The sequence below is a fragment of the Halobaculum sp. MBLA0147 genome, from assembly GCF_041361345.1.
Classification (GTDB): Archaea; Halobacteriota; Halobacteria; order Halobacteriales; family Haloferacaceae; genus JAHENP01.
Genome location: NZ_JBGKAD010000002.1, coordinates 182,437 through 194,913, shown reverse-complemented (window position 1 = coordinate 194,913; position 12,477 = coordinate 182,437). Strand labels below are relative to the sequence as shown.

The window sequence follows — 12,477 nt, the reverse complement described above, 5'->3', positions numbered from 1 at the left end:
CGGTGCCGCACGACTAGCGGATCTGTTTGAGCAACTCCACGAACCCGTAGGGATGGCGACTCCCGTTGTCGGTGACCGGCTCGCGGTCGACGACGCCATCGACCGTCTCCGGATCAGCCACCGCCTCAGACGCGAAGTACGTGGGATAGATCGTATCCTGGTCAGCCGCGTTCAACAGCGCCCGGATAGCATTATGATCGCCCAGCTTGGTGCTGACCCACTCGGTGAACACCGGGAGGTTCGTGGAATCAAACGGGTTGAGCTGGCGAGCCTGGCGGAACTCCTCAGCGAGGTAGTCGGCCTTACTCGCCGCGAGGAGCACCTGCGTTTCCGGGTCGATCTCACCCAGGATGGTCTCATACGCGTCAAGCCCCGCCGGCTCACCCTTCTGATAGGCAGCAGTGTCGATGAGGAGAATGATGGTGTCAGCCGCAACCACTTCCTGACGGAGTTCCTCAACCTTCACACGACCGAGCCCCTCAATCTCCTCTTTCCCCTCCATCGACATAGCCAGACCCTTGAGATTCTCGCCGGCGTGGTCAAGCGTCGAGATGGTAAGGTCAGTCGGGAACAGCTGCCCGCGCTGCATCGTAAGCGAGCGCTCGATATTCTCCCGCGTGTTACTCACCGTCGCGGTGTCACCGTCGGTGCCGTGACCACCGATAGAGAGCATATTGTCCGACCCATTCATCTCGACGCCAGCCGACCGCTCACAATCAGCCAGCGCGCCGCGACCGAAGGTCGTCTTGCCGGACCCTTTCGGGCCGAGCACGACAACCGACCGCGTCGACTTGTACGCGACAAACCGACGCGTAACGGCCAGAAGCGCCATCGCCGCGACAGAATCGATCGCGAGACGATTCGGGACAATGGTGACCTCCAGCAGCGTCCGCTGGAGCGTCGCAATCGGCAGTGTCGGCAGGGTGGTAACCGCAACCGGGAACACGACGTGCGCCTCGACCCAGGCACCGATGAGGACCATCGCAAGCCCAGTGACGAGGGCCAGCGGCGCCCGCGGGAACCGCCGGGTCGACGGGATCGTCCCGTTGGTCAGCGCCCGCCAAGCGGCGAGCGGCAGCAAGAGCCGGGCGCCGACGATGGCCCCGACAACGAAGACCGGCAGGTGCGCCAGCGGGTTCACGGCCACCTTGAACAGGAACCCACGAGTGACGAACTGCGTGGCCGCGACAGCAATCCCGAGCCACAGCAGCGCAGCCTGAATGCGCTTAGCCCGATCGATTGTCATCAACACGAGAGCGACAGCGCCGAAGCCAAAGACAAAGGCCTCGATCGTCGCGAGGCCCAGCCCGACATCGGCCACGAGCGTCACCAGCTGGTAGACGACAGAGTGCGGCTGCTCCCACCAGCCTCGGACGATGAGGTTGGCGACGGGCTGGGCGAGCCCCACCAGCGCCACGATATAGACGCCGAGCATCATGAACTCGCTCTTCGAACGCAGGTACGACACCGGGCCGGTTGGTTCCGTGGACATAGGGTGTGTGGTGTGGGTGTAATGGCAGTTGGCGCACGAGACGCGATGGGCGATAGCGGTCACGGCGGAGGTCGATCGACGCGATCTCCGCCAGGACGGTGGTCGGGAGAGCAGGCCGGCATCGCTACTCGGTCACCTCCACGTCATCAGACCTCGTGGCCAAACTGGTATCCGTCTCCTTGCCGGCATCCTGCCCGCTGTCATCAGCACTGTTCGCGGCGGCGGTGGCGGTGGTCGCCTGCCGCGTGGCAGCGACGGGACACTGCTCAATGTACTCCTCGCGAATCGTCGTCAACGGGTCGGCCGCGAAGTAGACCGCGAGGTCACTACTCCGGACGTTGACCATGTCCGCACGCCGGACGAGCCAGCCCTGCTCGAGCCCCAGGGTGTGGTGCAGGTGAATGCTGCTCGACCCGTCGCGGGCACGCGCCTGGTACGACTCCCTATACTCGGTGGCGTTCCGCAGGTTGTCGAGGAACACCCCATCGATGAAGACGGCAACGCCCATATCCCACGGCCCACCGACATCGGCAGTCAGCGTCCCGAAATCGGACGCCGAGTTTTGCAGGCCGAAGGCGTTCGTCATCATCTGCTGGAGCCCGAAGTCCGCGCCCTCAAACCGGTCGAGCGCCGCGCTGACGAGGCCGACATTCACCTTGAGATCGCGGTACCGCGTCGCATCATGCGTCAACCGACGCTCCCGGAGGCCGCTGTACTCCGACTCCAGCGACGTCTTGGCCAACTGCTCGACCTCCCGAGCAAAGCGCTGCCGCTCGGTCTCGTCAAGGAGGCTCGACGCCGCCAACGAGTCGGCCGTGTTCACGTGCTGCAGCGGGTCCTCCGGGTGAACCCGCTTGATGTACGTGTACTCGTCCGCACCGTCGCCAACATACTGCGTCTCGTCAATCTCATCCATCGCCGCCTGACGGGTCGCCCGCGCGTTCGCGACCGTATCGAGGTAGCCAGCAGACACGACCGTATCGAAGTACGAGTCCAACGCCTGCAGACGCTCCTGCTTATCGATAGCCGCCTCCAGGTCCGCTTTCGTGTCAGCGAGGTCCGTCTTGAGACCCGTCGGACCATCGACACTCGTGTCGATGCAGCCAGCCACCCGCTCTTCAACACGCTCCAGGTTACCCTCCAGCAACTGCGTCTCCAGGTCGCGCTCAGTCGCCTGGTCCATCGTCGCAAGGTCACCCGTCACCGCCAGCACCTGGTCGACCGCGGCCTGCACCCGCTCGCGAGCCTCGGTCTCGACCACAGCCGGGTCCACAGTGACCGTCGCACTGAACGTGTCGTCCGTGACCTGCACGTCAAACACGCCATCGCGCCGGAGCGACGTCGCAAGCTCCTCAGCACGCTTGTGATGCTGAGCGAGCTCCTGCTCAGTCGCCGTCATCCACGGCAGGTGACTCCGCATGCCAGGGTCAGCCTGCCCTTTGAGGAAGACACAGCGGGCCTGCCGGAGCTGGTCCGCAGCACCCGCGATGTTCCCCCACCAAGCCGGCTGCTCAGTCTCCCAGGTCTCAGCTCCCTGCTGGAGAGTCGTCGCCAACTCCCGGGCAGCCGCCTCCAACTCGTCAGTCGGCACCTCCGTCGCCTCCGTGGGGTCCGTCACGGCATCGAGGTCGGTGATGAACTCGACCAGGGCGTCCTTCAGCTGCACCGCCTGCCGGCGAGCGTGGGTCGGGTCAAGCGCCAGCACCGTGTCACGAGCGCTCTGCGTCTCCACGCGCCACGTGTCCATCCGGTCAGCGACGGTCTCCTCGTGCTCACGCATCGCCGTCTCGTACGCCGTCTCCTTGTCCTCGACCGTGGTTTCCAACTCACGGACCGTCTCCGTCGTGTGGTCGAGATTAGTCTGGAGCGTCGAGCGAATCAGCGACACATCGTCAGTGTCGGTATCGCGCAACTGGAGCGTCTCCCGAACCCGCTTGGCCATCCGGCTGTTCTCGATATCGGCCACCCGCTGGAGCACTTCCGACCGCGTCTGCAGCGTCTTCACAGCCTGCTGGAGGACCTCCGCCAGCCGCCGGTCCGTTTCATCCACGAACTCAGTCTGGTCAGACGCCAGCGTCTTGGTGAGGTACTGCAGCGTCTGGATCACGTCCACGATATCATCACCACCCTCGTCACGCGCATCGGCGAGCTTCCGCTGGAACTGCGTGGCCGTCGTGAACTCCAACTCGTCGAACAACTCCTGGTCGACGAAGTCAGCAATCCACTCCAGCCGATTCCGGAGACTCCGACGGTCCTGCTTCGTCAGCTCGGCGGGGCGCTGACTCGCCCCGCAATTGCTCAGGAACTCCGCTGTCGTCTCATACAGGGCAGCCAGCGCCGAACACTCCGACTCAAGCGCGTCGATCGCCTCCTCGACAGCAGCCGACGCATCGTCAATATTGCCAACCGTATACCGGGCAATCTGGGGCACCGCGACGGTGAACGGACCGTGCGACGGCGTCTTATCGAACGCATTCTCCTCCTGGTTGTGATAGTAGGAGACGAACACGGAACTGAACGCCTCATCGAACTCCGCGAGCGACGTGGCCGTCCCAAACGTATCACCGCCCTTCCCCTCGTAGCCAGTCGCGTCGATCGGCGTGATGACGACATCACGGAAGAGCGGTCCCGCATCCTGGTGGGCCTGCGCGTACTCCAACTCGGAGAGCGCAGCGAAGGCGTTCGCCCCGACGCGGTCATCCTCATGCTCGTACTCACTCGGCAACACGCCGAACAGCGTGACATCCGAGGACGGCGCATTCTCCTGAATCAGCCGCGCGACATCGAGCGCGAGCCCAGACCCGGTGCCGCCACCCAGCCCGACACAAATCGCCACCTCGCCCTGCATAATCATATCCACATCGCTGATGAGGTCGCGGTCCTCAGTCAGCGCTTTGAACAGCGTCGCTTTCGCCAGCCCGCGCCGCCGGTAGACCCCCTGCGCGAAGTCCAGCGTCTCCGAGACATCAGTCTGGTCAATCCACCAATCATCTGGGTCAAACCCACGGTCCCGAGCAACATCCTCAACGACGGCAGGCCCGCACAGGTCCACCGCATCCGTCTGCGGGATGTTCTCGGTGACAATCGTCGTCTCGAAACTGATGTCACCGAGATCGCCCTCCCCCGGCGCTCGCAACTCGGCCTGCCGCTCGGCGATGGCCGCCTCCCGCTCGCTACACCAGGTCGTCAACTCGTTTGCCTCCGCAGTCGCCGTATCGATGAACTGGACCGTCACCTCGTTCCGGTCACCATGACGCGGCGCCAGGATGGCATCAAGGTACCACTCCTGCTCGAAAAGCGTCTTGACAAGCTCGATACCACCGTGGCCAATCCCAATGACGCGGTCCGGCGCTGACAGCGAGGTCATACACGACTGAGTACTGGAGGAGGTAGGTTAGAAGGAAGTCACCAACAGTACTGGAGGTGTATACAGGTCGCTTATTGTGTTGATGGCCTGGGGGGTGCTGGTAACAATCACACCCACGTGCATCGACACCAGGGTGGTCCTGACAGTTTGCAGCGAGAGTGTGGTGCGGATCACAGCCGGTCTCATCAATGGCAGGACCACAGAGGATGCGACGCGTTTCGCGGAGGACGTTGGCGGGGGCTATGGCTGGTCTGTATGCAGTTCCGAGGAGGACGGCTTGTCACAGTGGCGACACAATCAAGAAACAATGGTGCGCGTGGGATGCCTAACAGAACATCCGGTCCATCTCATCAGACGACTGCCCACTCCACTCGGCACGCTCGGAGATCGCCGTCGTGACATCGCACCGATGCACGACAGGCGGCTCCTCGGCCGCGTGCGGCTGCCGCCGGATGGCGACACGGACGGCCTGCTCAGCCAACGCCGCAATCTCGGCCCCAGACAACTCCGCCGGCGCCGTCCGACTGAACCACTCCGGGGTCACATCGCCTGCAAGGGGGACCTCGCTGGTGTGCACCTGGAAGATCTCCGCCCGGGCAGTGTCAGTCGGCGTCGTGACCTCAACGAGATGCTCGAACCGTCCCGGCCGCAACACGGCCGGGTCGAGCGCGTCCAGCCGGTTGGTCGCCGCCATGACGATGACATCCTCGTTGTCGTGGACGCCGTCCAACTCGGTCAACAGAGTGTTAGTCACGTCGTCACGCGCACCATCGTAGTGCCCACGCTGCACGCCGATCGAATCGAACTCATCGAAGAAGATGACACTCGGGGCATTCCGACGCGCTTTCTCAAACAGCGCGTGGATGCGCTCCTCTGCGGAGGACATGACGCCCGTGAGTTTCGGGCCAGTCACCGAAATGAACGTCCGGTCGGTCTCCGTGGCCACCGCTTTCGCGAGCATGGTCTTGCCATTGCCCGGCGGCCCGTGCAGGAGGATACCCCCGCCGGTCGTGAGCCCACACGCCTCGTACGTGGCGCGCCGCTCAAGCGGCTGCGTGAGCAGTTCCTGAAGATGCGCTTTCGCGTCGCGCAGCCCGCCGATATCATCAAAGCTAACCGAAGCAATATCCAGGTCAGCAACCGCCGTCCGCGCCTGGATATTCGCAACGCGCTCCGTCCGACACGTCTCGATCGTCTCTCGCAGCACCGGCGTAGTGATTGTTGGGGTCTCGTCATCGTCGGCAGTGGCCGTGGCCCGTGCAGCCGCACGCCGCACAACACCGCTAATCTCACGCGGGCTATAGCCATCCAACTCGACGGCAAGCTGGTCGTGCACATGCACCGGCACTTCGACAGCAATCGCATCCCTGTCGGCGATAGCCGCCAACTCCGAGGTGAGCAACTTCGCCCGCCGGTCGCGGTCCGGAATTTCAATGCCAACTCGCACATCGAACGCCCGAGCATACTGTGCGAGCACCTCATCCTGGACATACTCGGTCATCACCGTCCCGATCACGAACACGTCAGCGTCCGTGGCCCGCAGATGCTCCATCTGCGTGTGGAGCTCGTTGATGGCAGTCTGGTCGTAGATGTCGTCGAAACACTCCAAGAAGAGCACGACAGGCGCCGCAGCCCGCGCCTGCTCGAACAAGTTAGTGAAGTTCTCAAACTCGCCCGTGTGGTGCCCGACGGCATCAACGTACGCGTACGCATACCCACGGTCACCCAGCGACCCGGCAACACTCTGCGCGATGGCCCGGTACCCGCTGCCGCGCTGGCCGTGCACCAGCAGGCTCGGCGTCGCGGCCGGCCCCGCCTCCGTCTCGGCCGTCTGGAACACGGTCTGCTGAATGCGGTTCTTGACGTCCGGCAGCCCAGCAACGTCATCAAGCGACTGCGTCGGGGGCGTCTGCAGCGTCAACGCCGTCGCCTGCTCCGACGCAGGCGGCTCGCTACCAGACCGCGACTCAGCCCCACCAGTGGTCGGCGACTGCTCCTCGGGGGTGCGCTGGTCAGCAGGCTCCGTCGTATCGGTCGACTCGCTCGACGGCCCCGTGGCCGAGTGAGACAGGTCACTGTCCGAGTTCCTGCCCGCAGACGCCGCGGTATCCAAACTACTCGTCTCCGTACACGTCTCACCATCAGCGTTCGACGTATTCTCTGTCATGTGTGGGCTCGGGGCGCAAGTGGCGGCGCCACCTGCGTCGTACTACCCAGTCGTTGTGATAGGTGCAAAAGTGGGGCCTGGCGATTGTGCTCTCCCACCGACGGGGTGGAGGTACAGTATCGATACCCCACCGCCATTTTGACGGCGGATGTGTACTGTTAACGACAACCTCTTATCAGTCGCTGTCTATCAGCCGTACCAATGGACGTTACTCGTCGTGTACACCTGTTCTTGTACAGTGGTGAAACAGACATTCCGACGATGGTCCAGGCTGCTGAGGTGTTGTCTCCCGACATTTGTTACCTCCTTGTGCACGAACACCTCGATGCTGATGTGATGGCTGCACTCGAAGCATCTGCATTTCCCGATGCTCGCGTAGAGCAGATCTACGAGTGCGATCACACTGACCTCTACGATGTGCTGGGGCTCGTGACTACACTCGCAGATCAAGATCAGCATGAGTCCGACACGGTGTACCTCAACGTCTCGACAGGCAAACGACCGGCCAGTATTGGTGCTGCACTCGGGTCGATGGATACCTCGACAGATGTGACGGCGTACATCACGCACACTGAGGAGCAAGAGGGTGATGACGACCCGACTGAGCGGCTCGAGACATACCCAATCGACTCGCCGACGACTGATCAGGTTGCGTTGATGGCGATCATCCAAGAGCTCACAACGAACGGCACTGGCCCGAACAAGTCCGCAGTGATTCAGCGTGCTGACGACGTAGGGCATTCGCTCACCACAGATCTCGCTGATCCGACGAGTGGCACTGACAAGAACACGGCTCAACAGCGACTCCAGTCACAGTTGATCTCTCCTCTTGGGCCAGACTCAAAGTACGAGTACGTACGTGTGGACAGCAGTGGTAGGAGCAAGAAGCTCACCCTCACCGATAGTGGGGTACGGGCACTGCGTGCATTCAGGCACAAGTCACTTAACACATTACAGAATATTAATATTGATATAAAATAACTATAATTGCATGATTAAGTTAAGTTTAAAAGAAATATAGCACACTGCAGATGGATACTCTCCTACGATCTGAACCGGAATACTGAATAAGTAGCAATTCCTTGACAACTTATATATAATATGGGTGATCAGCCGTCTGACCGTTGCGGCTACACGTATACATCGGAAACGATATTTGGGAATAAAATAGGTTGCTGTTATCGAGAGTCACTCCCAGATACTAGCCGGTGTGCGTGGCATGCTTGTCCCAGCGAAACTGAACACAAGACAGTTGAAAACCTCCAGACAGCGCTCGCACCCTCTGATGTCCGAGAAATGAATTCTCCTGTAAATTGTATTTTAGATGGGTCAATAATAAAAAATATGGTATTAGATGACACTATAGATCTTTCTGGCTCATCTTTAAAAAATTCAAATATAAAAAATACAGGCCTCCGTACTGCAGATCTGAATGATGCGAAACTCGATAATGCCGAGTTGCATGAGGCGGAACTCCATAATGCCGAGTTGCATGAGGCGAAGCTCAATAGTGCCGAGTTGCATAAGGCGGAACTCCATGATGCCGAGTTGCATAAGACGAGACTCTTGGGTGCCGAGTTGCATGAGGCGGAACTCCATGATGCCGAGTTGCATAAGGCGAAACCCTTGGGTGCCGAGTTGCATGAGGCGAAACTCTTGGGTGCCGAGTTGCATGAGGCGAGACTCTGGGGTGCCGAGTTGCATGAGGCGAAGCTCAATAGTGCCGAGTTGCATGAGGCGAACCTCGATGATGCCGAGTTGCATGAGGCGAACTTCAATAGCGCCGAGTTGCATAAGGCGGAGCTCCATGATGCCGAGTTGCATGAGGCGAAGCTCCATGATGCCGAGTTGCATGAGGCGGAACTCCATAATGCCGAGTTGCATAAGGCGAAACTCTTGCGTGCCGAGTTGCATGAGGCGGAACTCCATGATGCCGAGTTGCCTGAGGCGAACCTTTACCGGGCTTTCCTAGATAACGCGGACTTCTCAAAAGCAGACTTAAGTAGTTCTAATTTGAAAGTTAAAAAATTAGAAAAAACAAAATTTATTAGCTCAAACTTAAAAGAATCAGTTCTGCCAGAAGGTTCAAAACTAAAGAAAGCCAACTTGACTAATGCATCAATGCAGGGCCAAGATCTTAGGGGAGAAAACTTAGCAGGGATAAAAATGGAAAAGGCAGACTTAACTGATGCTGACCTGAGCCGAGCGAACCTCTCAGAAGCTGACTTAGAACGGGCGAAGTTAAGCCGTGCTGATCTGTACGGCACACGACTGGCGGGCGCCCAATTAGGTGGTGCTGTATTCGGGAATGCACAAATAAATGAAAAGACATTTAAAAGCCTTGAGCCAGTAGACGATGAGCACGGTCGTGATCGTACTCTCGGGGAACGTCTCAAACAACTTCTTTTGGGGCCGGTAGGTCCTGATGCATATCGCTGCGTCTACGATCCCGTAAGTGCGTTTGATAATCCCGATTCAGGGTCTGAACCGGATGAGAATGCACCAGAGGATAACAACGAAGCTAGTGCAAATGAAGACAGAGGTGGTGACGCAGACGACCCTGCGGTCCGGGCTGGTGGGGTGTACCGAGAATTTGAGCGTTTGGCTCGAGAGAATTCGTTGCCAGGTTGGCAGCAGCAGTTCTTCATTCTTCGACAAGACATGCAAACCCGTCAGAAGTCCGGGTTAGATCGGGTGTTAGCACTTGTCCAGCGCTCGCTCTTTGGATATGGTGAGACCTTCGGGCGGGTGATTGGCTGGTCTGTAGTCATCATCATCAGTTTTGCAGCGGCGTATCTGGCTGGTGGCATGATTCGCCCTGTTGGCCCTGGTGGAACGCTGGGCCGTCCGGTCTCGTGGACACAATTGCCTGGTGATCCGAGTGTGCTCTGGGAGAGCCTCTACTACAGTACGCTCACGTTCACGGCGCTCGGCTTCGGTGACTTCCGGCCAGCCGGGACTGTGGGGCAGGCCCTGACGATTCTCGAAACAGCAACTGGCGCGCTGCTGCTGGCCCTACTCGTCTTCGTCTTCGGTCGCCGGGCTGCGAAATAGCCACTCCTGCTCAGCAGAACAGCATTCACAATTAGGTGCTTCCAGTGATATGGAACAAGAACGTGACAAGTCTCCGTCGGCACTGGTAACAAAGGTGTTAGACACTCCGAGGCACTTTGACTCGGTAACAAGCAGTGGACGGGTGACGCATTGACCCATAATGGTATAGGTCGGTTCGATTCCGACAGTGGGTGTCCCTCACAAGGGAAGTGACTAGCAATGACGGAGGACCCAGATTGGGATATCGAGGCGATTCGACGCGGGGAAATCAAGAACCTGGCTGAGGCTGACCTCACCGAGACAAATCTAGCGGACGCAGATCTAGCAGAGGCTGACCTCCAGAGGGCATGTCTAAGAGAAGCTGATCTTCGAGGAGCAAATCTATCGAACGCAACTCTGACCAAGGCTGACCTTCAGAGTGCTATTTTAACTGACGCAGACCTGAGAGATGCTGATATCCAGCTGGCGAATTTGCCGGTTGTCGACCTGTCAAACGCGGACCTCGCGCACACGGACTTGTCAACTGCAAGCCTAGTGGATGCTGGACTTCACGATGTGAATCTGTCCGATAGCGATCTGACAAGCGCAAAATTGATTGATACTGATCTTCAGGGCGCAAACCTGGCGAGGGTTAACCTGGATGATGCCGACCTGACGGGCTCGAATCTTCAGGAGGCAAACCTACGGAGAGCGAAGGTATCAATGGCCACGACTGGCGTCACCGTTGAGTTCGACACCTAACCAAGCAGGAGTAGTTCCATTCTCTCTGATAGTGCTTCGCTCAGCAGCAGCAGAGTGCGCCGTATACGGTGAGACGGAGTCCACTTGACAGTGCAACTACTTTGGGAGCCCACATTGTAACGAACACCGTCTCCCCGAGACGCACGACTGTTCGAGTCTCAGTCTCGCAACGCTTTCAGACTCAGATGACGACGAGGCGACTGGATCAAGATTGACTGGGACACCGATCGGGACCGTCCAGATCATTGGTGATGGGTCCGATGAAGCGTCGAGCGGTACGGAGACTGACTGTGAGGGGACGACCGCCAGTGCGGGGCCGACAGTGATCGGAGTGAGCGGACGGAGAACGGAGTGACCGGAACCGACGACGACGAGACACCAAAGAGCCCACGCGAGCGGTGGCGGGCCAGTGCGCCCTCGAGTCCCGACGTAGCACCCGACGGGAGTGTCAAACGAACAGACGAGGCGCCTGGTCTTGCGGATTAGTCGACAGCGTCGGCGGACGACTCGACGAGGACGCGCCGGGCACTCCTCGGGCTGCTCGGGCTCGTCGGGTTGAGCGTCGGCGGGGCAGCTGCGACAGGCCGACTGCCGATCGACGGGCTCGGGTCGTACCCGAGTTTGGGCGGGAACGGGCGCGGAGCGTGCCAGTGGCGCGCCTCCAGCAGCGAACCAGTCATCGACGCCGACGGCGAGTCCGACTGCGACGCCCTCGCCGACACCGACGCCGCGGCCACTCGGTCGGCGGGTGGGTGACGCACTCGTCGAGGCGCTCAACGCCGAACGCGAGGTGGGGCTCAAAAGCTCGGCACGACTCCAGGAGATCGCGCGTGCCGACGCGGCGGCGATGGCCGAGCAGTCGGCGCTGGTGGATCGACCCGATAGCACGACCCCCGAGTGTGACGGGGCGTTCCAGGTCCAGTACCAGACGTGGTGGGAAGAGCAGATCGACCACCCGACTGGCACGAAGTTCTACACGACAGCCGCGGAGTTGGCCGCTGGTGTGGTGGCGGCGCTCGAGCAGGATGAGCGGTACGCGCAGTTGTTCGGAAGTGGGTTTCAGCAGGTCGGTGCCGGGGCGGTTCGCGACGATGCCGATCGCGTCTGGATCTCAGTGTGGGTCTGTTGATCGTTGATCCAAGGGGCGGCTTCCGATGTCGACGACTCTGGATTCCAAGTGGTGGCGATCGGGCGTCTACTCGACAGTCGGGAGTTCACTTCCGATGCCGCCAAGGTACTCGTCGGGGTCGAACTCTTCGCCCGTCTCGGCGTCACGGTCGTCGTCCCCAGCTCGGTCGCTGATGAACTCCAGCGTCTCCTCCCGTTCGGCGTCCGTCAAAAGCGGGATGTCAGACTCACGGCCCAAGAACTCCAGCCGTTCCCGCTCGTCGGGGTCACGTACGCGCATCGGGAGTCACCTACCGCACCTCTACCGACTCCTCGGTCAAGATGGTTTCCCTGACTTCGCGCTGTCGGTCGGCAATGTGGCGTTGGCGATCCATCAGGGCCTCGACTGTCTCGTCTTCCATCTTGTGTTTTATATCGTACCCCTCTCGCAAGGCTTCGGCAGGAACCTGCTGTCTGGCTGAACGCGGTGGGGTGGTGAACCGAACAGCTACGATCAGACCCTGTCCTGTGCTACTCTGGGCTGATACT

General features: G+C 60.2%; 8 protein-coding genes. 4 read left to right on the top strand and 4 right to left on the bottom strand.

Going from position 1 to position 12,477, the window contains the following annotated elements; translation table 11 throughout:
- Nucleotides 1-13: 13 nt before the first annotated feature.
- From RYH80_RS15385 to RYH80_RS15375, 3 genes are all read right to left on the bottom strand, one after another.
- Nucleotides 14-1,492 carry a hypothetical protein gene (locus tag RYH80_RS15385; RefSeq protein WP_370904904.1) on the bottom strand — a complete coding sequence of 493 codons (1,479 nt, stop codon included), beginning with the start codon at nucleotides 1,490-1,492 and terminating at the stop codon, nucleotides 14-16.
- A 124-nt stretch (nucleotides 1,493-1,616) separates the two neighbouring features.
- Nucleotides 1,617-4,859: a tubulin-like doman-containing protein gene (locus tag RYH80_RS15380; protein WP_370904903.1), complete on the bottom strand. Its 3,243-nt coding sequence runs from the start codon at nucleotides 4,857-4,859 to the stop codon at nucleotides 1,617-1,619.
- 325 nt (nucleotides 4,860-5,184) lie between these two features.
- Entirely contained in the window at nucleotides 5,185-7,026 is a 1,842-nt protein-coding gene (locus tag RYH80_RS15375) for an AAA family ATPase (protein WP_370904902.1), read from the bottom strand.
- Between the two features lie 201 nt (nucleotides 7,027-7,227).
- Between RYH80_RS15375 and RYH80_RS15370 the strand changes: the two genes are divergently transcribed.
- The 4 genes from RYH80_RS15370 (at nucleotide 7,228) to RYH80_RS15355 (ending at nucleotide 11,950) form a co-directional block, all read left to right on the top strand.
- Nucleotides 7,228-8,007, top strand: a complete 780-nt coding sequence (locus tag RYH80_RS15370) for an HFX_2341 family transcriptional regulator domain-containing protein (RefSeq protein ID WP_370904901.1) — start codon at nucleotides 7,228-7,230, stop codon at nucleotides 8,005-8,007.
- 363 nt (nucleotides 8,008-8,370) lie between these two features.
- Nucleotides 8,371-10,080 (top strand): pentapeptide repeat-containing protein, encoded by a 1,710-nt coding sequence (locus tag RYH80_RS15365; protein WP_370904900.1) that lies wholly within the window; start codon nucleotides 8,371-8,373, stop codon nucleotides 10,078-10,080.
- Nucleotides 10,081-10,299: 219 nt separating this feature from the next.
- The gene (locus RYH80_RS15360) at nucleotides 10,300-10,821 is read left to right on the top strand and encodes a pentapeptide repeat-containing protein (protein ID WP_370904899.1); all 522 of its coding nucleotides are present in this window, start codon (nucleotides 10,300-10,302) and stop codon (nucleotides 10,819-10,821) included.
- 748 nt (nucleotides 10,822-11,569) lie between these two features.
- On the top strand, nucleotides 11,570-11,950 hold the full coding sequence (locus RYH80_RS15355; protein ID WP_370904898.1) for a hypothetical protein: 381 nt from the start codon (nucleotides 11,570-11,572) through the stop codon (nucleotides 11,948-11,950).
- 66 nt (nucleotides 11,951-12,016) lie between these two features.
- On the opposite strand, the gene RYH80_RS15350 is transcribed toward RYH80_RS15355, so the two are convergent.
- Complete coding sequence (locus tag RYH80_RS15350; protein WP_370904897.1) at nucleotides 12,017-12,229, bottom strand: hypothetical protein; 213 nt, start codon at nucleotides 12,227-12,229, stop codon at nucleotides 12,017-12,019.
- Nucleotides 12,230-12,477: the final 248 nt, after the last annotated feature.